Here is a 23545-nt window from a genome sequence, read left to right as displayed (position 1 = left end):
ATGATGTCCAGCTAGGCAGCAGGTCTGCAATAATCGTAGGATCGAGCGGCGTCAGAGCAGTGCTCCTGCCAGCGACATTCGCTGCGATTGCGTGGCATCGAACGCCAGCATCAGCTTCGCCTCGAGATGAAATCGAGCACGACTTCCCAAGACCCGAAGCCCAGGATGATCCGGCCAGCCATCATGGAAAGAAGCATAACCAGTAAGACAGACCAAACGAACAGGATTCCGCCGGTAATGCGCCAGCTTTTTGGCGGCAGCCCCTGACACAGGAACGTGGCGATTCCGGCGACATTCACGCAGACCAGATTGGCGGCGAAGAGAAACGCCGCGTTCGCGCTGGCGACCGGAAAACCAGCGCCCATGTAGATGCCGACAGCAGCGAGCGGAGGAACCAATGCAACCGCTATCATGACTCCCACAAGTGCAAGTGACGCACCGCGGCTGAAGGCAAGAACACCCGCGGCACCGCATGCAAGAGCCAAGGCCACGTCCGCAGGTTGGACAAGGGTGCGGTTTCTGAGCTCAGGAGTTAAAGGGTCGATCTCGACTATCAGTCCCAGTATCAATCCCGAAATCACCGCAAAAAAACACCCGATGGCCAGAGTGAGAGAGGCTTGCTTGCCGAGTTTGCTATCGCCAACTGTGGCAGCGAGCGCCACTCCCATCGTTGGGCCCAGCAAGGGCGCGATAATCATCGCACCGATGACTACCGCTGTCTGACCGCTGTGCATTCCAAGCCCTGCGATGATGGCCGAAAGCGTGACCGTGATGAGGTACGATGGCCTGACATGCAGGCTTTCTTCGATATCATCGTACAGCTCATCGGTGCTGAGCCTGTCGCGACTGAAAAACCGCTCCAGCGCCGTCGGGGGAGGAAGATCGGTATCGAGCGGCAGTTCTGTGTCAGGAGTTTCCTCGATAGGGGGTATGACAGCTTCAATTGCTTCGACATAAGCGGTGAATTGGGGCTCTTGTTGAAAGACTTCCCATAACTCATTCAGCAGGCGCTCTGTGTAGCGTTGCTGGACGATGCAGCTGAACTTTTCCTGTCCACCTGGGACGGCTTCCCTCCAGAAGCGCCGCACATGCTTTTGCAGAATCTCTTCCAGCTCCTCGATGCGCGTTTCCAGCAGATAGATTTTTACAATCCGTGCGGACATCCAACCTCTTTCAGATCTGCCCAATGAACCCATCTACGCCCTAGCGAGGTCGCCAAGGCTGTATCTATGGAAACATCCTTAGTCGCTGTTCATCTTCAGTGCGCCCGCGCGGATCAGACTTTCACATCGAACAATGAGCCGATGAGAGCGGTTACAGCCATGGCGAGAGCGCCCCAGCCTACGACCCGGATGATTGCCCTTCCCACCGGTGCGGCTCCGGCTTTCGCTCCTGCGGCACCGAGTATGGCCAACGATAGGAGGGCGGTCGCGACAATGCTTGTGACAATCGCGGATGAGGGAGCAACAACTGACGCCAGAACTGGCAAGAATGCCGCTACACTGAACGTAACGCCAGAAGCAATAGCGGCCTGAAGAGGCCGGGCTCTTTGCGCTTCGATGATCCCGACTTCATCGCGAAGATGAGCGCCAAGCGCATCGTGCGCCATCAGCTCTCTTGCAACTGTCGCTGCTGTGTTGTCACTCAATCCGCGCTCTCGATAGATTGTTTCCAGTTCGTTGAGCTCTTCATCGGGTGCGTCGGAAAGTGCTTGCCGCTCCCGGTTGATATCGGCCTTCTCTAAATCCCGCTGCGATGAGACGGAGATGTACTCTCCAGCAGCCATGGACATCGCGCCGGCGGTCAAACCTGCAATACCAGAGAGAACAACTACGGCTTGATCGGCGCCTGCGGAAGCGACGCCGATGATCAGAGAGGAAACGGAGATAATTCCGTCATTGCCACCGAGCGTAGTTGCCCGCAGCCAGCCACCACGATGGACGTAATGCGGATCGTCAGGATGAGCGCTTGTGATACCCATTCATGTCCAGCTTTGTCTGTTGCGACTCCGCCATGTGGCTCTTGAGAGAAGCCACGCTACTCAACAGGCGAGGTGCCTCCATCAAGCCCATAAGACTATTTCGACAACCAACTCTCGGCGGCTTCGCTTTCCTGTAGTTCGAAGCTCTTGATCTTGATACCTGGAAACACCGCCCCTTCAATCTCTGCGGTAGTCCTGATCCACGCGGAATCGCTGAGAACTGCGCATTTGTCGAATTTGCCGAGCAGCCCAAAGAGTTTGGGCAAGCGGCTGAACTCCACTGCAATCGCTCCTACGGTCGGCAGCTCGAAGTCGGTAATTCGATAGAGCATCACACCATTCCTAACGCCTTCAGATGCCTCAATTAGCTTATCAAGAGCCCTTCGCATCTGGTCCGAATTGAGCTCGCCGTCGAGTTCGATATCGACCCGGCTGGATGATGTCTTCGTTACGTTGAGCATTTGTGAACCTCTCGTGTCGGTGGGGCCTCGTCTGTGCAAAAGCTACAGACCACCAACAGAAAGCGCGGTGATGAGCATTGCAGCGTGGCTTGTGGCTCATCCTAGGTGGGGAGGAAAAATCCGCTCTCAGTAATTGTCCGTAGTCGACCGCCGCACTGCTGCGGTCGGGACGCGTAGGCCTTTCGGAAGGCTTATCCAGGCTGTGGCTGGCTTTTGTGGGCCGTTAGCGGAACGTCGGCTTCTCTTTTTTGGGATCGTCAGAATTTCATCGAGTTCTCGGAGAATGAACGGCAGAATCGAATACTTAGATATATCTGCACTTAGTTCTCTTTTGAGATGCGCTAGAGATCCGAAAGAGCGATTAGTACATCAGGCGTTCATGAGAAAAAATAAACGCACAATTCCCGAAATTCGAGCTCGTTTGCGTGAAATCGCTGATGAATGTCACTTAGAAAAATCGTCCGATCTCGTGGGCGAGTGTGAAGTTTATTCGCCCGGGCGACGTTATCGCAGAGTTATAGATGATTGCCCACTCGCCGCGGTCGCTCGGGTGCTTATAAATTCCACCCTCAAACCAAATGAGGTCCCCGCCCTACACAATAGTGATCGGATCATCCGAGAAGACCTGATGAGAATAGTCTTTGGCCAGCGACTTAACTTTTACGGGAAAGCGATCATCTCCATCTTGTTCAGCGTTAACCCCCTCTTCTTGCGCCGTTCACGAATCTTGTCGCCTAGGACATTGGCCATAAGCGTCCTTCGAGAGCAGGAGGAGCCTCACTGGAAAGGACTTGCATGTAACGGGCCAGCACGACGAAGTCGGCGCTGAAGTCCTGCACCAGATCGAGCGTGGATCGTTCGGCTGAACGCTTTGTCTCGGCGGTGACCGGGATATAATGAAAGGTGATCCCGTTTACCTCCGCGTGCCAGCAGGCCGTTTCATAGTTTGAGACGATCGCGACGATGTCGGGTCCGAGCTTGTTTCGTCGCGCTCGGTACAGCAGATCCATCACGCAATGGTCGGCCTCCGAAGCCATAACTAGCATCAGCGGTCTCAAAGGTCTGCCGGATATAGAAGCGGGATGTATCCAGATCTGCAAAAATCACTGCTTTTGAAAGTATCGATGTGGTTTTGCGCGGCAAGCGTCGAGATGTCCGCAATGATACCGATCGCGTCGGGCGCAAAGGCTCGGAATATGTATCGCCCGCCGCTCACCCTGTTTCACCTTAAGTTTGCCGGCGCATTGCCGTGTCGCCCGCTACAGATTCGCAGCGCGCCATATTGCGAAAGATCGACAATGACTACGCATTCAAGATACCGAATGTGCGGGGTCAAACATCAAGTTCAAATCGGAGTCCTAAAATGGACGAATTCACGTCGCAGCGCATCCAATCAGCGAAAAAAGTTGTTCTGGCCATAGGCGAAACCCTGGCCGACAACGGGTCCGAAACAGCCGCACAATGTCTGGCGCATCATACAGCCACCGATTGGTTGTGGCGAGGAATGCACCCGTTTCACGAACAGCGCGGGGCGGAGGCGGTCGCATCGATATTCTGGGATCCGCTGAACGCCGCGCTTACCAGCCTTCAGAGGAGGCCCGATATCTTCATCGCGGGCCTAAACGCGATCGATGACTTCGAGAGCGTTTGGGTGGTTGAAATGGGGCACCTCATGGGTCTTTTCGATCAACCCTGGCTTGGCATCCGTCCGACGAAACGCATTGCCATGCTGCGATATTGCGAGTTTCACCGCGTAGAGGACGAGCACGTCGTCGAAAGCGCGCACTTCATCGACATACCGCACTTCATGGCGCAGGCGGGGCAATACCCGTTTCCGCCGGAAACCGGAGTCACTCTTGTCCAGCCGGGGCCCCGCACGCATGATGGGTTGTGCATTGAGCCTCGCGATCCGTCGACTGGCGCTGCAACCCTGGCAGCGATCGATGCCATGCTGGCCGACATGTCACCCGAGGCTAGAAGCCAGAGCCCCGATGCGGCTAGTCATCTGAGGCGAACCTGGGTCGAAGACATGACGTGGTGGGGCCCAACCGGAATTGGAGCGACCTACACCATCGAGCGTTACCTCAAGCAGCATTCGCAGCCTTTTGCGAATGCACTGACCGAAGGCTATCGCTTCAACGGACACGTCGCCAAGATTGCCGAGGGCAGCTGCGGCGGGTTCTTCGGATGGCCCAATCTGACCGTCGCCAATGCGGGGGGGTATCTGGGTATGCCGGCAGGTCCGGACCCCGCGGATATGCGCGTGGTTGATATGTACCGGGTTGAAGACGGCAAGATCGCGGAAAACTGGATTTTCATTGATCTGTTGCATTTTCTGGCAATGCAGGGTCTGGACGTTCTGGCTCGCATGGAAGCTATTCAGGAAGGAGCCGGTTGACATTACGGCGATTTATCGTCTGCAACACCGTTCATGATCTTGTTCCCTAAGCTCTGTCCCGGGAAAACCATTTTTGAACGGCGGGCTCTGCGCCAGAGGGGTCGATCATGACAGAGGCACCCGCATCCCCCTCGTCTGAACCATCCGTTCGTCCAACTTCATACGATGTTGCGAAAAGGGCGGGCGTCTCGCAATCAGCGGTCTCGCGCTGTTTCAGGCCGGGCTCGAGCATTTCCAAAAAAACCAAGGCCAAGGTTCTCAAGGCCGCGCGCGAATTGGGCTATTTCCCTAATGCCATGGCCTCCGGCTTGATGACCAGGCGCACGGGCATGGTCGCGGTCATCATTTCAAGTCTGACCAATCTCTATTATCCCGAAGTTCTCGCCGAAATTACCCAGCGACTGTCGGACAAAGGCGCGCGCGTCCTTCTCTTCGCGCTGAGAGCGGAGAGCGAAGTGGGCGAGATACTGGAGCAAGTCTGGCGGTATCGTGTCGACGGGGCGATCGTCGCGGCGCATCTTTCGCCCGAACAGATCCGTCAATTCGTTCGGCATGAAGTGCCGGTGGTCCTCTATAATCGCAGTGGAGGAGACGAACCGGTTTCCAGCGTAAGCTGCGATTCTTTCGGGGGTGAGAAGTTACTGGTCGACAAGATGGTCAAGGCCGGACACAGGTCCTTTGGCATTCTATCCGGCCCGCCGGATTCCTTTGTTGGTTGTGAACGCGTTCAAGCCGCGATCGATAGTCTCGCCGCTCATTCGCTCAATGCAGCTGTTGCATCGGGGAACTTCGATTATGCTAGTGGGCGATCGGGGCTTGCACAGCTGATTGAAGACGCGGGGGGGCAGCTCGATGCGGTTCTTTGTGCCAACGATCTGATGGCAATCGGCGCGCTGGACGAAGCCCGGGCGCGTGCGATTACAGTGCCAGACAATCTCTCGATCGTCGGGTTCGATGGCGTGGCCCCGGCCTCATGGGAGAGTTATCGCCTGACCACGATCCGTCAGCCGGTCCGCAGAATGAGCGCTGCCGCGGTCGAAATGATACTAGCCCGTATTGCCGATCCCTCGTGCCCCCCGGAAGCGCGCAATTTCGCCGGGTCATTGATCGAGGGTGCATCAGCCCGCCTCGCTTGAGAGGCCGAGCCTGTAAAATCGGTTCGCCGTATCGAAGAAAACCTGATGACGAAGTTCTGCCGGGACGATCGAGCGGACGGCTTCGAACATGTCGCGATATTCGTGGTAAAGGCTATCGACCGGAAAGTTCGAGCCCCACATTACCCGACGGCCGTCGAATATTTCAAGCACGGTTTCAACGATGGGTCTAAGGCTTTCCGCCGACCATTCGCGATCGAACATTCCGAGACCTGACAGCTTGCAAACGACAGACGGAATCTGTGCCATCGCCTTCAGGCCTTCGCGCCATCGAGCAAGCCCTGCCGCGTCCTGCGACCATGGTGAGCCGGCATGACATATTGCGACCGGCAGGCCTTGGGCAAATGAGAATACTTCGGCTGCGCGAAGCAGGTGGGGCGGTGTAAGCTGCAGATCGAACGAAAGATCCTGTTTGCGAAGGTAGCGCAGATTGTGCGCAAATTGAAGGTCGTCTAGGAGTGCGCGCCCCTCCGTGCCGGTATCCTCCGATGGATGGCGGCTGACTATGTGCCGAATGCCCCGCACTCGGCGGCTAGCGGCGAGATGATCTTCAATCACCTCCGCGGCGTTTGCCCTCGATAGATCGGCAAAAGCCACGATCGCGCTGGGCAGGCCAGTCGCGTCGGCTCGCTTTGCGAGCCACTGCGTTTCCTTAACCGCATGATCGAGCGTGGCGCCGACCTGGATATGAACGCTGCCTGCGATTGGAAGATCGGACCAGTCGCCGCGAAAGTCCTCGACATCGTAGTTGCGCTGAATGGGAGTCGGATCACCGAAGAAGCGCTTGACGCCTTTCGCTTTGAGCCAAGGGTAATCGACCACCGCCAGGTCCCAAAGGTGATGATGAGCATCGATGATCATTCGATGCTTCTTGCATGCGAATGCAAATCTTGGCAACACAGCGCCGTGGCGGGAGAGAATTCAGGAGGTGGTGTCACATCGGGCAAGCCGTTCGTACGCGTAGCGCGGACGGGCGATATCGATGACTTGCTCCGTCTGGCGATGGTGGGCGGAGACGGCCTTACCAACCTCCCGCCGAACCGCGCCAAACTGCAAGCCAAGCTTGAGGCAAGCGAAGAGGCGATCGCGTCGCCCGAGGCCCGGGAGGCGGGGGCCGCGATATTGCTGATGGTCGAGTATAAGGGGCGCATCGTAGGCACGTCCTGCGTGTTTCCGAAGGTCGGCGCTGAATGGCCGTTCTACAGCTATCGATTGACCCGCCAGGCCGCTCTGTCCACCGCCGTAGGCCGCCGCCATTCGCAGGTCCTTCTTAATCTGGTGAATGACTTCGATGGAGAATGCGAAGTCGGTGGTCTGTTCGTCGACCCCGACTGTCGCGGCATGGCGTTGGGCCAGCTCGCGGCGCGTGCGCGCTATCTATTCATCGCTTCTCATCGCGACTGGTTCGGCGAGAAGGTGATCGCCGAACTTCGTGGTTATCAGGACGCCAACGGTCAATCGCCGGTCTGGAACGCCATAGGCCGGCACTTTTACGACATGGATTTTAGCGAGGCGGATCGAACGGGCGCGCTCAAGGGCAACCAGTTCATCGCCGATCTCGGTCCGCGCTATCCGCTATATGTATCGCTGCTACCCAGAGCGGCGCAGGATGCGCTCGACAAGCCCCACGACGATGGACGCCCAGCCTTGCAAATGCTCCTTGCCGAAGGATTCAGGTCGGGCGAGTATGTCGACATATTTGATGGCGGTCCGACGCTGACGGCGGATATCGACGTGGTGCGAACGATCCGAAAAGCGAACCGCCTTACGTTCGAGGGGGCCGCGGATCGAGGAGAAACCCGGATTCTAGCCGCATCGAAGGAAGGCGCAAACTTCCGCGCCGCGTTCGGAGAATGCAATGATGCCGGAAACCTCGACAGGCCCACGGCCGAGGTGCTCGGTCTCGAACTCGGCGAAGACTATATCGCCGTGAATTGTTAGGAGCCTGTCGTGCCGCTGCCATTCAATCTTCCCGAACGACCGCAAACCACGCAGGTGCGTCGGCGCGACAATGCCGAGTTGTTGCGCGCCAAGGGGGAGCGAACGCAGCCTCTGGCGGGATACGAAGACCGCTTTACCGATATCGTCGATTACATCGTTCGCATCACCGACGAGATATGGATGAACCGGGCGGTCGGCAGCATTTACGATACGTATGACGCGAGTTGCACGATCTACTCGTCCTACGGCATTACCCGTTCGGTGGAGGAGGTCATTGCGGGGACCTTAGCGACCATCAACGCCTTTCCGGACGGCGAGATACATCACCTGAACGTCGCGTGGAGCGGTGATGAGGATGCCGGGTTCTATACCTCGCATCTGGGCCATAGCCGGTCGACCAATGTCGGGCGCACCGCGATGGGTCCGGCCAGCGGCAGGCGATCCTCGATCCGGTTTGCGGCGGACTGTATCAGCAAGGACAATCGTATTCACACTGAATGGCTGGTACGCGATGCGGGGGCCCAGGCGCGCCAGCTCGGTTTTGAGCCCCATGATGTTGCGCGCAAGCTGGCCGAAGGGACGCAGGCCGAGCTTGCGCTTGTTGCCCCTGAAACCCGTCTCGAGGGGCAGGCGCCCCGGCAACGGCTCGAGATCGGGAATGACACGATCGAGGGATGGGCGCGCCACCTCTTCCACGATCTATGGAATCTCAAACGCTTCGACTGGCTAGAGCGTGAATATGATCCGAGCGCCGTAGTTCACGCTGGAGGAGGCCGCGTCGCGCAGGGCTTGCGCAATATCGGAAGTCTGCTGATCCACCTGCAAACCGCGATCCCGGATGGCGTCTTGCGGGTCGAACACGTCTGTCACAACGAGGAGAGCGACGGCATTATTGTCGCCGTTCGCTGGATTTACGAAGGAACCAGCGCGCCAGGTGGTTTCCTTGGCGAATGTCCGCCCGGCAAAACCGTCTTCATGATGGGGATAAGTCATTTGCGCCTCTCCGACGAGGGTAAGATCGTCGAGGAATGGATGCTTTTCGACGAGATCGGCATTCTGACGCAGATCTACCGCCAATGTTAAGTCGCCCCCGATGACCGCCCGCGCGACCGTGCTGCTGCTGCCGGGCCATATGTGCGATGAGCGCATGTGGGCCGGCCTCGACCTTGCAACGGCCGGTGCGCGCATTGCAGCTCCGGTTCTCCAAGGTGCCACGATCGATGAAATGGCGGACCTTTGTTTGAAAGCCGGTTCGGGACCTCTCTTACCGGTCGGCTTCTCGATGGGTGGGATCGTTGCGCTGGCCATCGCCGCGCGAGCACCTGAGCGTCTGGTCGGGCTTGGTTTGCTCGACACCAATCCGTTTGCGGACGCGCCCGAACGGGCCGCTCAACGCCCAAGGCAGCAGGAGAAGGCACGCGCTGACGGCCTGTCCGAACTCGTCGCGGAGGAACTCAAGCCAAATTACCTCGCCCGGATAAATCGCGGTAACGCGAGGTTGCGGGCGGGAATTCAGGCGATGGCCGAGGATCTGGGTCCAGAAGTATTCGTCTCGCAAAGCGAAGCGCTGCGCATACGTCCCAGCTACAACCATGTGCTGGAGACGCTCGACTTCCCGGTTTTCGTCGCATGCGGCGCGGAAGACCGCCTTTGCACGCCCGCCCTGCACGCCGACTTCGCGAGCCGTATAGAGAACGCTCAGTTGCATGTCGTGGAAGGGGCGGGTCACATGCTTCCGATGGAACAGCCACACATTTTGTCGAAGCTTCTCAACCCATGGCTCGCCAGCGTCCTCGCACGAGAGGAAACCAAAGCATGATCCGGACGACGCATGTCGGCTCGCTTCCGAGAAGCAAGCCGGTGACCGACATCATCTTCGCCAAGGAACGCGGGGAGCGGGTCGACCTCAAGGAGGCTGATCGCATCCTCGCCCAAGCCGTCGAAGCCTGCGTTGCGAAACAGGTCAAGGTCGGCATTGATCAGGTTTCGGACGGGGAGATGAGCAAGATCTCCTATGCGACCTATATCTCCGAACGGATCAGCGGTTTCGAAGGCGACAGCCCGCGCCGTGCACCCGCGGACCTCGAGGCTTTTCCCAAATTCCTTGCGCGCCAGGCCGAGCGGGGCGGCACTCCCGAATACAGGCGCCCATGCTGCGTTGGCGAAGTTGGTTCGGTTAACCTGGCGCCGCTCGAAGACGATATTCAGCGATTCGATGAAGCCAAGGCAAAGCACGGGTCGCCCGAGGGCTTCATGAACGCCGCGTCTCCGGGCGTCATCGCGCTGTTCCAGCCGAACGAATACTACCACGACGAAGACGCCTATCTGGAAGCCGTCGCAGAAGCGATGCGGCCGGAATACGAGCAGATCGTCGATGCCGGACTTATGCTCCAACTCGACAGCCCCGACCTTGGCCTGGGACGACACATGATGTTCAAGAATCAAGAAGATTCCGAATACGTCAGAACCGTCGATCGCCATGTCGAGGTTCTGAACCATGCGCTTCGCAATATTTCAGCCGAAAAGCTTCGCATGCATGTGTGCTGGGGCAATTACGAAGGCCCCCATACGCACGATGTCGCGATGGAGACGATCCTGCCATCGATCATGAAAGCCAAACCTGCCGCGCTGCTGTTCGAAACGTCCAACCCGCGCCACCAGCACGATTACGAGGCCTTCGCGGATTTCGCTAAGTACATTCCTGAAGACAAGATGCTGATCCCCGGATGCATCGATACGACTACCAATTTCGTCGAGCACCCGCGCGTTGTCGCAAACCGCATAGGGCAATTCGTCAATATCGTTGGGAAGGACAGGGTAGTGGCTGGCACCGATTGCGGCTTTTCGACCTTCGCCGGCTTCGGGACGATCGACGAGGATATTGTCTGGGCCAAGTTGTCTTCGCTGGTCGAAGGCGCTGCAATCGCGAGCGCGCGGGTATGAATGGCGAGCGCTGGTCGGGCTTTGCCGCGAGGCTTCGGTCCGCAGAGCCGATCTTGGCAAGTTGGGTCAAGACCCCGCATCCGCACGTTGTCGAGGTGTTAGCCCGATCGGAGCTGGACGCGCTTGTGCTCGATGCAGAGCATGCGCCGTTTGGCCGCGAGGCTCTCGATGCCTGCATTCTCGCCGCGCGTGCAACCGATATGCCGGTTCTGGTTCGGCCCGCGGCGAACGATGCCGCGGCGATCCTGCAGGTTCTCGATGGCGGCGCGCTGGGTGTCGTCGTGCCTCACGTGCGCAGCGCGAAGGAGGCTGCTGCTGCGGTCAAAGCCTGTCGCTACGTGCCGGGCGGCAGGGGTTTTGCCGGAAGTACGCGCGCGGCTGGATATACAACCAGGGGCATGGCCGCGCATCGGGCGACGTCGGGCGAGCCGCTCGTGATCGCACAGGTCGAGGATGCCGAGGCGCTGCACGATCTTCCTGCGATCTGTTCGACCGACGGGCTCGATGGCGTCTTCGTGGGCCGGGCCGACCTTACCGTATCGCTCGAGGCTGCTACTCCCGATGACGAAGGAGTCATTGCAGCCGTCGAGGCCATATGTGCCGCTGCAACGAATGCCGGCCTTCCCGTCGGCATGTTTCTTGGACGAACCGGCGATACGGCCATGTGGCGCGAGCGCGGGGCGAGCTTCTTTTTCCTGCAATCCGATCAGGAATTCCTGCTCGCTGGCGCCAGGCGGCTGGTCGAAAGCGTCGAGCTCTAAGCCGGTCCGGCCAAGACGGCTTCCTCTTCAGCTTCGGCGACCCGCCGGGCTTCGAGGGTTTCGCGCGTGGTATCGTAGGTTTCTTTCGTCACGCGCAACATGCCGTAGAAGATGGCCGCGACGAGACCCGGAATGGTCGAAAGGACGAACGCACCCGCCAATGCCATGAGAACAGGTTCCGCGACCTCACCTACCCGCGCGTTGTCAGGAAAGGCGATGATAGTCAGCACCCAGCCCGCCAAGGCGGTGCCGATGGCCTGGTCGACCCGGGCAAACAGGGTTCTCGCCGCGTAGAGGATGCCTTCCTGTCTGAGCCCATACTTTACCTCGTTTTCGTCCGCGATGTCGGCAAGGGCCGAATAGACCGTTGTTGTCATCACGCTGTACGGTGCATGCTGGAGCACCGAGAACGCGATGAGGATATAGAGAAGACCCGGCGTTTCGGCGGTAAGTATGCCAAGATAGCCGAGCGCGAGCGGGAGGGCGGGGCCGATACTGTAGAGGATGACTGCGAACATGCCGGTCCATCTTTTGTCGAACCGGTCATGCAGGCGGGTCACCGCAAAAACCCCGAACAGGTAGCCTGCAAAGCTGCCGATCGCGAAGAAGCTGATCTGCGTGTTGTTGATCTGCCAAAAGAAGCTCGCAGAGTAGAACCACAACCCGGCGCGCACGCCCGTCATCAGGGACAGGAAAAACATGCCAATCAACAGGACGATATAGTTTCGGTTCGAACAGGCCCTGATGAAATCGCGGAAAAATTCGACCGGCCCGAATTTTGGTGTGTCAGGCGCGGCTTGGGGCAAGGAGGGGATGAACTTCGCGGTCGAGAGAGCCGAGATCGTGCAGAACAGGATGATCAGTGCTGCGAAACTGATGCCGAATTCATCATATCGCGATGGATCGAGCGCACCGTTGCTGAACTCCTCCGTTGTGCGAAAGAACCACGCGAAGGAAAGAACCCATCCCAGCGTATCCCCGACCCACAGGAAGAAGGTGTTGTAGGCCATGATGCGGGAACGGCCGAGATAATCGTCCGACAGTTCCCCGCCCAGCGCCATGTGCGGTGTGTGATAGAGCGACATACATTGCAGGAGGAGCACATTGAAGCTGGTGAGCCACACGAGCTGCCATGTTCCGGTCAGCGCTTCGGGCGGATTGAACAGAAAATAGAAACAGATCGCGCCCGGTAGTATCGAGCCAAACAGAAACGGATGTCGCCGGCCCAAACGGGTCCTGACGCGATCCGACCACGATCCTACCAGCGGATCGAAGACGGCGTTCACGATCATGCCGACAGCGAGCGCAATGCCAACATAGCTGGCCTCAATTCCGCGCACCTGGTTGTAGAAGATGAGCAGGAAGCTGGCCGTGGTCGTGTAGACGATGGCTTCGGCCGTGCTCCCCAGACCATAAGCAGCCTTGTCGAACGAGCTGAGCTTTGGTTTGGGCGCGCCCGCAATTACCGACAATCTAGTTCTCCCCGCCACTCGATTGACCGTAGTGCATTCGCATGCAAATGACCATACGCTGCGCGGGGGGTATATGGAAGCCAGTCCGAAAACCACCTTATTGACCCTTATCGATCGTCTCGGAGCCTCGCAGCCGGCTGAGATCGAGAAGGCTCTTTCAACCGCACTGGCAGAGGGCTGCGAGAGTTACTTCTATTTTCCCTTTGCTTCGGCCCGCGGCGTCATGAGCGCGGCGAAAGAATTCTGGATTCCGCTTCGCGAGGCCTTCCCGGACTACGAAGTTCGGCCTGCCATGGCGCTTGAGGGCGAGTATGAAGGCAGGCAGCATGCCAGCATGCTGGGTTTCCTCTCCGGCAACTTCCAGCGACCTTTCGTGAAGATCGACGCTACGAAGAAGCTCGCGCACCTGAGATTTGCGATAAACCTGGTGTTTGAAGCTGAAGGTGCCGTCGCGTGCTTCGTAATGTTCGACCTCCTCGAGCTGATGCGCGGAGCTGGACTGTATCCTTTACGGCCCATGCCCGGTTCGCCTGAACAATGGCTGTTCCCGCCAGCCGACCGTTCGAGCGGAATGCAGCACAGTAGCTCGCAAACTCTCGAAGTGGTTCGCGAGATGCAGGCGGGGCTTCCGGAGGGCCCTGCTATCGTGGACCGAGCCAGCGCGGCCGCGCACCATAGTCCCCATTGGTCGAAAAATATGAATTGGTTCGGCCCGGCCGGTATTGGCTCAAGTCGCGGAATGGAAGGGTTTCGAGACTCACACGGAGCCTTGTTTCTGAAAGCATTTCCCGACCGAAAAGGTATTTCGAGAGCGGAAAACGATGCGATCGCGCGTGCAGGACATTTCTGCGAGGTTGGCGACGGGGGATATGCCATGACAGCGGGTTGGCCCAACATGGAAGGCATTCATAGCGGCGGGCACTGGCTCGGGCTTCCTCCTACGGGCCGCCGCGTGCAAATGCGGGTAGCGGATTGGTATCGGCTCGACCGTACCGGACAAATCGCGGATAACTGGGTGCTGATCGACATCCCGCATATCCTCGATCAGATGGGCCTCGATATCTTCGCGGAACTTCCCTTCGTGATCGACCCGGAATTGCCGCGCCTGCCCTGACGAGCTTTTGCATCCGCGCGCAATTTTGTTGCACGACTGCAATGTTTGGCATTGCCGGACAACCCTCAAAGCCAGCGCTTGCAAAATGACTGCGCTTGCAATAAGTCATCGAATTGTCACGGGTAGGGAGAGGGCCATGAAAAATTTAAACCGTTTGAAATCCGCAGGATTGCTGTCGAGCGTAGCGGTGCTGGCGCTGCTTTCTCCAACGCACGGTCATGCACAAGACGCCGAAAGTGGCGATTATGAGGACGGGACGATCGAGTCCGGCGTCAATACCATCATCGTCACCGCACAGCGCCGCGAGGAAAACCTGCAAGATGTTCCGCTGTCCGTGACCGCGATTGGACGCGAGGAGATCCGCGAGAAGGAGATCAGCGACATCAGTCGTCTGGAGCAGGTGGTTCCCGGGCTGCGCCTCAATCGCACCGGATCGGCTCAGCGACCGGCCATTCGCGGTGTCTACACCGAGGCCATCGGACTCAATTCCGATCCCCGCATCGGCTTTTATATCGACGAGATCTACCAAGCTCGGCCGCAGCAATTGACGGCGGCACTGGTCGACCTCGAGCGGATCGAAGTGCAAAAAGGTCCGCAGGGTACCCTCTTCGGCCGCAACAGCTACGGTGGTAACATTGCTCTCACGACCGCCGATCCGGTCGATTATGTCGAGGGCGGAGCGGATCTGATCGTGGGTAATTACGATCGGATTCGCGCCGAAGGTTTCGTCAACCTTCCGGTATCGCAGGATATCGCACTACGCTTCGCGGGCGCGATCGAGCGCAGGGACGGCTTTTTGGAAAGCGTGGTCCGTCCGGAAGCCGACCTGCAGGATAAGGACGAGGATTTCATCCGCGGCAAGCTGCGCTGGTCGCCCTCGGCTCTCGATAATCGTCTCGAGGTGTTGCTTGCCGGCAGTTATTTTCAGCGTGGCGGCCAGGGCTTCAATGCCGTCAACGGCAAGGTGATCGGCGTCGCCGTCGATCCGTCATTGATCGTCGCGCCCGGCGGGTCGGTCGATTTCAATAACGAAACCTATACGTTTTTCGAGCGGGGCTCCGGGGCGGGCGGCTTCAACGGCCTCAATATCGGCACAGGCACGCTTTTCGATTTCACCAACGCATTGCGCGACGGCATTCCTGACGTGAACGGCGCGGATGTCGGCATTCCGATCGGCGGCCCCTATGCCAACGTCTACGATGCCGAACCATTCGAGGATCTCGAACAGCAGCAATTCAGCGCGGTCATCAACTACGACATCTCGGACGCGGTGCAGCTGCGTTCGATAACCTCGTACACTGATTTCAGCACGGTCGCCGGAGGGGACGGTGATGGCACGCCGCTTCCCCTTCAATACTTCGTTGCGGGAACCGAATCGGAAGTTTTCACGCAGGAATTGCAGATCCAGTCCACCGACGTGACGAGCCCGTTCCAGTATACGGTCGGTGCCTTCTATCTGAACGAAAAGGGTCGCGACGGAACCTCGTTCTATTATCTTAACCGGAATTACACGACTGATACGGCGGACGAACTCGGCCTGCCACGGTATTTCGGCGCCGGCGGGGGAATCGGCGGCTCCGCCTTCGAATGCCAGTTTAGCTTCACGACGCCCGATTCCTGCGCGCTGAACTTCACGCAAGGGAACCTGTTCGATTTTCGCACGGCAAACCAGGCCGAAACGGACTCCTACGCCATCTATGCGCAAGGCGCCTACGACCTGACCGAAAAGCTTACTTTGACGCTGGGCGGACGATATACGATCGACGACAAGTCGTTCAAAACAATCCTCCAGTCACCGGCCAACGGCACTCTGTTCGCTGGACAGTTCGCGGCGCAGGAGAACCTTCCGGGCGACAATGCGTATTACGCCGTCAACCCCTTCTTCAGCCTCGATTTCAACGAGACATGCGGGGGCTTCACTTCACAGGGTATTTCGACGGATCAGAGTGACGAGCCGGTAGCGGTTGTGCCGAACTACTTCTTTACGGTCTGCGAGGAGGAGCAATTCGACTTCTTCACGTTCCGCGCAGCAATCGATTACGATATCACGCCCGACAACCTGGTCTATGCGAGCTTCAACACCGGAGCGCATTCCGGCGGGTTCGGCGCCGGTGTGACGGCCGCAAATAACCCGGGGCGAATAACGACCTTCGACACCGAAAAGGTCGAGGCTTACGAGATCGGCACGAAGAACCGGTTTTTCGATGGCCGGCTGCAAGTAAACTTTGCAGCGTTCTACAACCGCTTCACCGACCTGCAGGAACAGGGCACACAGATCGTGACGATCGACGGGCAGGACCGGAATATCACAACGATCTTCAACGTCGGCGGACAGGATACGCCGGGGGCCGAACTGGACATTATCGCGACCCCCTTTCCGGGCCTGACGTTGAACGCCGCGGTCGTTTACCTTCGCGCGCGATACGATGAGTTCCCGCGCTTCGCGCCGCCGAACTTCATCTGCTTCTATATTTCCGAGCCATCGTGCGGCGACGGAGCTTTCCCGCCCACCGCTCCACAAAATTTCGGCGTCGGCGGGGGCTATTTCCCGAATGCGCAGACGAATCCGGACCTCTTCACCGGAACGGGTATTCCGGGCTTCGAATTTGCCTTCATTCCGGCCGATCGCCGCGTGCAGAACACGCCCGACTGGTCCGGGCAATTCGGCGCCACGTACGAGATCGACCTTGGCTCCAACGGGATCCTGGCCCCCGGCTTCAACACGCAGTGGACGGGATCCTACCTGCTGTCGCCGCTTGCCCCGAATATCGAGCAGGAAGGCTTTACCAAGACCGATGCGCGGATCACCTGGACTTCGGAAAGCGGAGCTTTCAGCGCGCAAGTCTTCGTGCTCAACATTGAAGACGAGGCGACCCTGGGGCGTATAACCGTGCGCTCCAACGCGGAGGTACAAGGGACATTTGCCGATCCGCGTACCTACGGTGTGCGAGTAGGGTATCGGTTCTAGATCTCAGGCAAAAATCGAAAGGCCGCCGAACCTGAGGGTCGGCGGCCTTTTTCGTATATGTTAGCGTTTGGCGCGATGGGCGGCAAAGTTCGGTGGTCGGACGATCAGTTGCCGCGCGTGGTGACAAATATCACTGCGTTTTCAAATGCCTTTAGATCGTGGCTCAAGGTCGGCGGCACGCTGAAGGTGTCACCTTTGCGCAGTTCGAGCGTTCCCTGATCGCTGTTAAGCTCAACCCGGCCTTCCTGAATGAAGACGACCTCGGGACATCGGGGTGCGCTACGATCGAGTTTCTCTCCTTCGCGTAGGGCTTCGCGTCGCAAGGTGAAGCCGTGGTCCCACGGGTACATGCCCTCGGAGCCGATCAGTTCGAGGGATCTCGAGGCTTCGTCCTTCTGACGCCAAACATACTGCTCGGCCTTTTCGCTGGTGATACGGGCCATGCGCGCAAGTTCGGCTTCTTCCGGAGGCGGCATCACCATTGCTCCAGCCGGAACCTTCTCGCCTTTTTCAGTATCGACCAGCATACCATTTTCTAGGAGCACGAGGCCATGGTCCTTGGCGAGCTCGAAAACCGTGGGAGCCCAGGTCACACGGCCCGGATCGTCCTTCCCCAGCACCGCGTAGAGATAGCCCACCTCCATGCCGATATTGGTAAAACCTCGGAAGACGTTCGTGGGTATCGAAACGACGTCTCCTTCGCTCAGGACAACTTGGGCATCATCGCCGTGTTCTCCGAAGTCGAAACGCCAAGTTCCGGTATGCACGACGAAAACCTCTGCGGTTTTGTGACTGTGCTGGGAATTGACGCAACCTGGCGGTTGTCGCGCGCCCCCGATGTTGAAACCGTGAGGTTCTGCAATATGGACGAACTGGTCCGGATTTTCGGACACGCCCGGACCGATGATGGTGAAATTCTCCTTCGCTTCGGAACCCGGGGTACGCGTGTCGACGAACGCATTGTAGCATGGAACAAGATCGGCGTAGCGAACCACGCGCTGCTCCAGGCCATCGCCCTCTTCGATGTTCCTTTTCCGGCTTTTTGCCACCATTGAGTCTCTCCCGTTCTCCCTTTCTCTATTGTGTTTTTTTGCATACGCAGTCAATACATTGCTATCGGAGATAGCAGTTCTCGAATGGAAGGGAGAGTGCTGGTGGCTAGATGGCTTAAAAGAGGCGCAGCGATCGAGGACCGGGCCGATGCTGACCGCAAGGTTCGGGAAACTGTCGAACGTGCGCTCGAGGATATCGAGAAACGCGGTGACGCGGCCATTCGGGAAATGTCCAACACCTTCGATAAATGGGATCGCGACGACTACCGCCTGAGCGACAGTGAAATCGCTCGATGCGTGGACAGTCTCACCGCGCAGGAGCGCAAGGATATAGAATTCGCGCAGCAGCAGGTTCGCAATTTCGCGCAGATCCAGCGCGAGAGCATGAAAGACGTCGAGGTTGAAACCATCCCCGGCGTCGTCCTAGGTCACAAAAATATCCCGCTCAATTCCGCCGGATGTTACGTTCCCGGGGGGAAATACCCGCTCCTTGCTTCGGCTCATATGAGCGTTATAACCGCGAAGGTTGCCGGCGTGCCGCGTGTGATCACCTGCGCACCGCCCTTCAAAGGCAAGCCAGCGGAAAAGATCGTGGCCGCGCAGGCGATGGCAGGAGCGGATGCGATCTATGCGCTGGGCGGCATCCAGGCGATCGGCGCTATGGCGCTCGGCACCGAGACGATCGATCCGGTCGATATTCTTGTGGGACCCGGCAATGCCTTCGTCGCCGAAGCCAAGCGTCAGCTGTTTGGCCGGGTCGGCATCGACCTTTTTGCCGGCCCGACTGAAACCATGGTGATTGCAGACGAAACCGTCGATGGTGAGATTTGCGCGACCGATTTGCTGGGTCAGGCGGAACACGGACCCGAAAGCCCGGCTATCCTTATTACGAATTCCGAAAAACTGGCCCGCGACACGATGCGGGAAGTCGAGCGGCTGCTCGAAATCCTGCCAACGGCCGATCATGCCCGGCCCGCCTGGGAGAATTTCGGAGAGGTGGTTGTTTGCGACAGCTACGAAGAGATGTGTTCGGTCGCTGATGAATATGCGAACGAGCATGTTCAGGTAATGACAGAAGATCCCGACTACTTTCTCGACAAAATGACGAACTACGGGGCGCTATTTCTGGGACCGCGAACCAATGTCAGTTATGGTGACAAGGTGATCGGCACGAACCATACTCTTCCGACCAAGAAAGCGGCGCGCTATACTGGAGGCTTATGGGTCGGAAAGTTCCTCAAGACCTGCACCTATCAGCGCGTCCTGACCGACGAGGCGACGGCCCTGGTTGGGCAATATTGTAGCCGACTGTGTGCCATGGAAGGCTTCGCGGGTCACGGGGAGCAAGCAAATATCCGCGTCCGGCGTTACGGCGGGCGCAATATTCCCTATGCGGGCGCTGCTGACCCTACGCCTGAAACGGCAGCTTGAATTCACCTGTCTTGTCGATCGATCTGCCTCGCATTCCCAACTCGCGACTAAATGGGCGCCGTGCGCTGGTGACAGGCGCCGGGCGAGGGATTGGCCTCTCTTGTGCAGCGGCTCTGGCAGAGGCGGGGGCGCACGTGGTTTTGGTCGCTCGCAATCATGACGAAATCGAGGAGGTAGCACGCACCATTTGCGAGCGAGGCGAAAGTGCGGAGGCGCGGGTTCTCGATATCAGCGACTTGGCGGCGGTCAGGACTTTCTTCGACGAGCAGGATGGCTTTGATATTCTCGTCAACAATGCCGGGACGAACCGGCCGAAGCCGATGATCGAGGTCAAAGAGGACGATTACGACGCGGTGCTCGACCTCAATGTCAAAAGCCTCTTCTTCGTCTCGCAATTGTGCGCTCGAAGAATGATCGCGGAGAAGCGCCGGGGCAGCCTCATCCACATGAGTAGCCAGATGGGGCATGTCGGCGGGCCCGACCGCTCGCTGTACTGCGCCTCGAAATGGGCGGTCGAAGGTCTGAACAAGGCGCTTGCACTCGATCTGGCTCCGCATGGCATACGCTCGAACACGATTGCCCCGACCTTCATAGAAACTCCCATGACGAAGCCGTTCTTCGAGGACGAGGCCTTCAAAGCCAGCGTGCTCGAGAAGATCAAGCTCGGGCGGCTAGGAACGGTCAAAGATCTGATGGGCGCGGTGGTTTTCCTCGCTTCCGATGCGTCAGCAATGATGACCGGAAGCAGTCTTGTGATCGACGGTGGTTGGACCGTAGACTAGGCAGTGTCTGTTTTGCGGCGGTGGGTTTCGGGCAGCATGAACCACAAGACTGCGCCGATGGCGAACCCGACGACGGCAAGCGACATGGCGGTTCCGAGGCCGAACGAGGCCGCGATCTCGCCCGTTACCAGGGGGGCCGTCATTGAGACGACGCGACCCCAGTTGAATATCGACATGGCTGACGACCGGACGCGCGTCGGGTACATCTCGGAAATCCATGGAGCCCACGCGACCGACGCGGTCATGGTGAAACCCCACGCGAAACCAAAAATGGCAAAGGACGTCGGTGTCTCGGCAAGGGTCAAATAGGCCCAGATTGCAGATGCGCCGACAGCGAAACCGATGCCGACGGGTTTGCGCCCGTAGCGATCGCTGAACCAGCCCCAGAAGAAACCCCCGATCAGCGCGCCAGTAAACTGCAACGAGATGATATGGCCGATGGTTTCGGGACCAAAGCCGCGTTCGTTCTGCAGATAGGTCGTCGTCCATCCGGCAAAGGCTTGATAGGCAAAGAAGTTGAGCGAAACGAGCAGGAAGAGTAACCAGGTGTTGCGGCGCAGAACGGGCGAAAAGAGTTCGAGCAGGGGCAGTTGCGCGCTCGCTTCTTCATTGGGGTCTGTCCCCCACGGGATCATCCGCCTGTCGTCCGGCACCAGCCACAAGATCAACGGGGAGAGCAGTAGCGCCGGAACGGATCCAATCAGCAGCAAGATTTCCCAGTCCGGACGCTCGGCGTAAAATCCGTAAGCGAACCCAAGTGCAATCACCGACAGATTGTAGGTGCCTTGGCCGACACTAGTCAGTTTGGCGCGGACGCGGCCCGAGAACAGTCCCATATACATGGCGATAAGCACGGGGAAGTTGGCCCCGAGGAACAGGCCGAGGATGAAGCGTTGCGCCATAAGTTCGATATACGAACCGACGAATGCGCCCGCTGCTGCGGCTGCGGCGGTACCCAGAACGATGGCGAAGAGGACGGGCCTCCTGCCAAACCGATCAGCCAAGGCTCCGAAACCGATCGCACCTATGAGGGCTCCCAGGCTCTGCGCGGTATAGGCGGAACCGGCTTGGGTCAGCGTGAGGCCAAGTTCCTCCCGGATTTGCGGGCGCAGGACATCGACGGTGTTCCAGGACCATCCGTAGAAAAACTCGAACACCATGAGAAGGATGAACGCGATCGCCCGCCGCGAGAGTGGTATGTCCTCCGCCCGAATACGATCGGCAAATGCTTTCACGGTGCAATTCCCTCAAGCTCGATGCCAAGCTTCCGGCAGGCAAGCCGCGCGGCGACGCTGTCCAGTGCCGCATGTCCGACCGATTTGAAGACGGTCACCGTTTCCTCTCCGCGCTCGAAACCGCCCAATACCATCTCGGAAATGAGCCTCACTTGTGATCTCTCCAGCGTGCCGGATGCGATCGGGTCGATGAGGTCGCCCGTCTCGTTCAGGGCATCGGACGTGTCTGCGAACACCTGCGCGCGTTGCATAAGCGCGTCGTCGCCTTCGCGCATGTCGGGTCGAAAGCTGCCGACCAGATCGACATGCGCACCTGCTTTGACGTGCATACCGGAAACGATCGGTTCTCGGGAGGCGGTGGCAGAGGACATGATATCTGCATCGCCGATTGCCAGTTTCCGCGACTGCGCTGTATCGACCGCGCAGTTCAGATCGCGGAGACGCTTAGCCATATCGGCGGCGGCCTCTTCGCGGCGCGCCCAGATCGTCAATCGTTCGATTGGCATGGCGGAAATATAAGCACGCGCTTGCGCCTCAGCCTGTCGGCCCGATCCCAGGACAAGGAGGTGCCCGCCCGAAACGCCAAGCGCCTGCGCCGCGTGAACCGACGCGGCAGCAGTGCGAAGCGCTGTTAGTGCGTGTGCTTCCAAGATCGCGATCGGTTGCCCGAACGCGTCGATGACGGCGAGTTGGCTATTGAGCCGGTTTCGATCCCCTCTGCTTACCGAGACGATCTTCACGACTGCTACGCCGTCCCTGTCCAGCGCGGGCATGGCGAGGGTGGTCAGCGTTTCCGTTCCGATAGCGAGTTCCGCAACAGCGCGGGTGCCAGCCGCAATCTGGTCTGAAAAAGCCTCGCCGATCACGGACAACATTTCGTCAGGGGTGACGGCGCGAGCCACCTCCGCTTCCGTTACAAAAATCGGTCGGTTGGCCATCATGCCTTAATCAAACCCGAAGAATTGACTTCGCAGTCATAATGAGTATCTCATCTCGCGCAAGTGACAGTACGCGCTCGCCTTTTTTCCATTTTCGGATGCCGGCTGCACCGCGTGTTGGCCTTGGTGCTGGTTGCGGGGGCGCTTACGTCGTGCACTGACGGGTCGGTCACCCCAGCACGCGGTATTCCGGCATTCGAAACCGTCCCACACGGCGAACCGAGCTTCTTCGTGACCAGCCGCGGATTGGACGGCGGTGATCTTGGCGGACTGGAAGGGGCGGATGCGCATTGCCGCGCCCTCGCAAGCGAAGCGGGACTAGGCGCGCGCGACTGGCGCGCCTATCTCAGCACGCAGGCTCTTCCCGGCGCTCCTGCCATCAATGCGAGGGATCGCATCGGCGAGGGACCATGGTTCAATGTCGAGAATATCCGTATCGCGATAAATCAGGCGCATCTGCACGGCGATACGCTCGACCTCGCGCGGGAGGGCAACCTGGTCAGTCAGGGTTCGGCCTTGACCGAAGCCGGCGAACGCACCGGCGGGAAGGGCGACCCGGTCCTGCGCCATGATATCCTCACCGGCTCGCGGGTCGACGGGCGCGCTTACGGCAACGAGTTCGACCGAACCTGCCGCAACTGGACGTATTCCGGAGAAGATGGCAGCGCACAGGTCGGCCATTCGGATCGAGATACGATCGGCCTCAGCATCTCGTGGAATTCGGCCCACCAGACGATCGGTTGCACCAGTAAGAAACTGCAGGCGACCGGTGGCGACGGTCTGTTCTATTGCTTTGCCGCCGATCCGGCGCGTTACATCGAGACACCGGAACGGGCGGAATAGGACTGCTCGAGCATCATGGCGCAGCGCAGCGATACACCTTTGCTTCCTCACATAAGCAGGCGGGATTTTTG

The 23545-nt window shown here is 58.7% G+C and carries 21 protein-coding genes; 12 read left to right on the top strand and 9 right to left on the bottom strand.

Features of this window, described 5'->3' with window-relative positions; genetic code table 11:
- Positions 1-110: 110 nt before the first annotated feature.
- The 4 genes from V2I30_RS09535 to V2I30_RS09520 form a co-directional block, all read right to left on the bottom strand.
- Positions 111-1163, bottom strand: a complete 1053-nt coding sequence (locus V2I30_RS09535) for a TIGR00341 family protein (protein ID WP_330661914.1) — start codon at positions 1161-1163, stop codon at positions 111-113.
- A gap of 113 nt (positions 1164-1276) precedes the next feature.
- Entirely contained in the window at positions 1277-1981 is a 705-nt protein-coding gene (locus tag V2I30_RS09530; RefSeq protein WP_330661913.1) for a VIT1/CCC1 transporter family protein, read from the bottom strand.
- Positions 1982-2076: 95 nt separating this feature from the next.
- On the bottom strand, positions 2077-2442 hold the full coding sequence (locus tag V2I30_RS09525; protein ID WP_330661912.1) for an STAS/SEC14 domain-containing protein: 366 nt from the start codon (positions 2440-2442) through the stop codon (positions 2077-2079).
- Positions 2443-3176: 734 nt separating this feature from the next.
- Positions 3177-3479, bottom strand: a complete 303-nt coding sequence (locus V2I30_RS09520) for a formyltransferase family protein (protein ID WP_330661933.1) — start codon at positions 3477-3479, stop codon at positions 3177-3179.
- Between the two features lie 326 nt (positions 3480-3805).
- Between V2I30_RS09520 and V2I30_RS09515 the strand changes: the two genes are divergently transcribed.
- Both V2I30_RS09515 and V2I30_RS09510 read left to right on the top strand, forming a co-directional pair.
- Entirely contained in the window at positions 3806-4840 is a 1035-nt protein-coding gene (locus V2I30_RS09515; RefSeq protein WP_330661911.1) for an ester cyclase, read from the top strand.
- Between the two features lie 107 nt (positions 4841-4947).
- Positions 4948-5976, top strand: coding sequence for a LacI family DNA-binding transcriptional regulator (locus V2I30_RS09510; RefSeq protein ID WP_330661910.1), 1029 nt, complete (start codon positions 4948-4950; stop codon positions 5974-5976).
- Here the strand turns inward: V2I30_RS09510 and V2I30_RS09505 are convergent.
- Complete coding sequence (locus tag V2I30_RS09505; protein WP_330661908.1) at positions 5959-6855, bottom strand: amidohydrolase family protein; 897 nt, start codon at positions 6853-6855, stop codon at positions 5959-5961. The two genes, V2I30_RS09510 and V2I30_RS09505, sit on opposite strands and share 18 nt — an antisense overlap.
- Here V2I30_RS09505 and V2I30_RS09500 point away from each other — a divergent pair.
- Genes V2I30_RS09500 through V2I30_RS09480 form a run of 5 tightly spaced genes read left to right on the top strand, consistent with a single transcriptional unit; the run spans position 6838 to position 11639 of the window.
- On the top strand, positions 6838-7935 hold the full coding sequence (locus V2I30_RS09500; RefSeq protein ID WP_330661906.1) for an arginine N-succinyltransferase: 1098 nt from the start codon (positions 6838-6840) through the stop codon (positions 7933-7935). The two genes, V2I30_RS09505 and V2I30_RS09500, sit on opposite strands and share 18 nt — an antisense overlap.
- Before the next feature lie 9 nt (positions 7936-7944).
- Positions 7945-9018 (top strand): nuclear transport factor 2 family protein, encoded by a 1074-nt coding sequence (locus V2I30_RS09495; RefSeq protein WP_330661905.1) that lies wholly within the window; start codon positions 7945-7947, stop codon positions 9016-9018.
- A gap of 10 nt (positions 9019-9028) precedes the next feature.
- The gene (locus V2I30_RS09490; RefSeq protein ID WP_330661903.1) at positions 9029-9754 is read left to right on the top strand and encodes an alpha/beta fold hydrolase; all 726 of its coding nucleotides are present in this window, start codon (positions 9029-9031) and stop codon (positions 9752-9754) included.
- On the top strand, positions 9751-10878 hold the full coding sequence (locus V2I30_RS09485) for a cobalamin-independent methionine synthase II family protein (protein WP_330661902.1): 1128 nt from the start codon (positions 9751-9753) through the stop codon (positions 10876-10878). Before V2I30_RS09490 ends, V2I30_RS09485 begins: the two co-directional genes overlap by 4 nt.
- Positions 10875-11639: an HpcH/HpaI aldolase family protein gene (locus V2I30_RS09480; protein ID WP_330661901.1), complete on the top strand. Its 765-nt coding sequence runs from the start codon at positions 10875-10877 to the stop codon at positions 11637-11639. The genes V2I30_RS09485 and V2I30_RS09480 overlap by 4 nt, the downstream gene beginning before the upstream one ends.
- On the opposite strand, the gene V2I30_RS09475 is transcribed toward V2I30_RS09480, so the two are convergent.
- Complete coding sequence (locus V2I30_RS09475) at positions 11636-13111, bottom strand: MFS transporter (protein ID WP_330661899.1); 1476 nt, start codon at positions 13109-13111, stop codon at positions 11636-11638. The two genes, V2I30_RS09480 and V2I30_RS09475, sit on opposite strands and share 4 nt — an antisense overlap.
- A 73-nt stretch (positions 13112-13184) precedes the next feature.
- On the opposite strand from V2I30_RS09475, the gene V2I30_RS09470 reads away from it, so the two are divergent.
- Positions 13185-14225 carry an ester cyclase gene (locus V2I30_RS09470; protein ID WP_330661897.1) on the top strand — a complete coding sequence of 347 codons (1041 nt, stop codon included), beginning with the start codon at positions 13185-13187 and terminating at the stop codon, positions 14223-14225.
- 85 nt (positions 14226-14310) lie between these two features.
- Positions 14311-17193 (top strand): TonB-dependent receptor, encoded by a 2883-nt coding sequence (locus V2I30_RS09465; RefSeq protein ID WP_330661896.1) that lies wholly within the window; start codon positions 14311-14313, stop codon positions 17191-17193.
- A 104-nt stretch (positions 17194-17297) separates the two neighbouring features.
- On the opposite strand, the gene V2I30_RS09460 is transcribed toward V2I30_RS09465, so the two are convergent.
- A complete protein-coding gene (locus V2I30_RS09460; RefSeq protein WP_330661895.1) occupies positions 17298-18245 on the bottom strand; it encodes a cupin domain-containing protein in 948 nt (315 codons plus the stop codon).
- Between the two features lie 102 nt (positions 18246-18347).
- Between V2I30_RS09460 and hisD the strand changes: the two genes are divergently transcribed.
- Both hisD and V2I30_RS09450 read left to right on the top strand, forming a co-directional pair.
- Positions 18348-19676, top strand: coding sequence for a histidinol dehydrogenase (gene hisD, locus V2I30_RS09455; RefSeq protein ID WP_330661894.1), 1329 nt, complete (start codon positions 18348-18350; stop codon positions 19674-19676).
- 11 nt (positions 19677-19687) lie between these two features.
- On the top strand, positions 19688-20458 hold the full coding sequence (locus V2I30_RS09450; protein WP_330661893.1) for an SDR family NAD(P)-dependent oxidoreductase: 771 nt from the start codon (positions 19688-19690) through the stop codon (positions 20456-20458).
- Here V2I30_RS09450 and V2I30_RS09445 read toward each other — a convergent pair.
- Both V2I30_RS09445 and V2I30_RS09440 read right to left on the bottom strand, forming a co-directional pair.
- On the bottom strand, positions 20455-21693 hold the full coding sequence (locus V2I30_RS09445; RefSeq protein ID WP_330661892.1) for an MFS transporter: 1239 nt from the start codon (positions 21691-21693) through the stop codon (positions 20455-20457). The two genes, V2I30_RS09450 and V2I30_RS09445, sit on opposite strands and share 4 nt — an antisense overlap.
- Positions 21690-22634 carry an ornithine cyclodeaminase family protein gene (locus V2I30_RS09440; RefSeq protein WP_330661891.1) on the bottom strand — a complete coding sequence of 315 codons (945 nt, stop codon included), beginning with the start codon at positions 22632-22634 and terminating at the stop codon, positions 21690-21692. Before V2I30_RS09440 ends, V2I30_RS09445 begins: the two co-directional genes overlap by 4 nt.
- Positions 22635-22748: 114 nt before the next feature.
- Here V2I30_RS09440 and V2I30_RS09435 point away from each other — a divergent pair, with 114 nt between their 5' ends.
- The gene (locus tag V2I30_RS09435) at positions 22749-23474 is read left to right on the top strand and encodes a hypothetical protein (RefSeq protein ID WP_330661889.1); all 726 of its coding nucleotides are present in this window, start codon (positions 22749-22751) and stop codon (positions 23472-23474) included.
- Positions 23475-23545 lie beyond the last annotated feature (71 nt).

This window comes from Erythrobacter sp. (assembly GCF_036351135.1).
In the GTDB taxonomy this organism is placed as follows: Bacteria; Pseudomonadota; Alphaproteobacteria; order Sphingomonadales; family Sphingomonadaceae; genus Erythrobacter.
Note: the sequence above shows the minus strand (reverse complement) of the source record. Positions and strands in the feature narration are given on the sequence as shown.

Coding starts and splice junctions, on each gene's coding strand:
- V2I30_RS09535 (WP_330661914.1), bottom strand. CDS start 1,163: ATGTCCGCACGGATTGTAAAAATCTATCTGCTGGAAACGCGCATCGAG.
- V2I30_RS09530 (WP_330661913.1), bottom strand. CDS start 1,981: ATGGGTATCACAAGCGCTCATCCTGACGATCCGCATTACGTCCATCGT.
- V2I30_RS09525 (WP_330661912.1), bottom strand. CDS start 2,442: ATGCTCAACGTAACGAAGACATCATCCAGCCGGGTCGATATCGAACTC.
- V2I30_RS09520 (WP_330661933.1), bottom strand. CDS start 3,479: ATGGCTTCGGAGGCCGACCATTGCGTGATGGATCTGCTGTACCGAGCG.
- V2I30_RS09515 (WP_330661911.1), top strand. CDS start 3,806: ATGGACGAATTCACGTCGCAGCGCATCCAATCAGCGAAAAAAGTTGTT.
- V2I30_RS09510 (WP_330661910.1), top strand. CDS start 4,948: ATGACAGAGGCACCCGCATCCCCCTCGTCTGAACCATCCGTTCGTCCA.
- V2I30_RS09500 (WP_330661906.1), top strand. CDS start 6,838: ATGAGCATCGATGATCATTCGATGCTTCTTGCATGCGAATGCAAATCT.
- V2I30_RS09505 (WP_330661908.1), bottom strand. CDS start 6,855: ATGATCATCGATGCTCATCATCACCTTTGGGACCTGGCGGTGGTCGAT.
- V2I30_RS09490 (WP_330661903.1), top strand. CDS start 9,029: ATGACCGCCCGCGCGACCGTGCTGCTGCTGCCGGGCCATATGTGCGAT.
- V2I30_RS09485 (WP_330661902.1), top strand. CDS start 9,751: ATGATCCGGACGACGCATGTCGGCTCGCTTCCGAGAAGCAAGCCGGTG.
- V2I30_RS09480 (WP_330661901.1), top strand. CDS start 10,875: ATGAATGGCGAGCGCTGGTCGGGCTTTGCCGCGAGGCTTCGGTCCGCA.
- V2I30_RS09470 (WP_330661897.1), top strand. CDS start 13,185: ATGGAAGCCAGTCCGAAAACCACCTTATTGACCCTTATCGATCGTCTC.
- V2I30_RS09465 (WP_330661896.1), top strand. CDS start 14,311: ATGACTGCGCTTGCAATAAGTCATCGAATTGTCACGGGTAGGGAGAGG.
- V2I30_RS09460 (WP_330661895.1), bottom strand. CDS start 18,245: ATGGTGGCAAAAAGCCGGAAAAGGAACATCGAAGAGGGCGATGGCCTG.
- V2I30_RS09440 (WP_330661891.1), bottom strand. CDS start 22,634: ATGATGGCCAACCGACCGATTTTTGTAACGGAAGCGGAGGTGGCTCGC.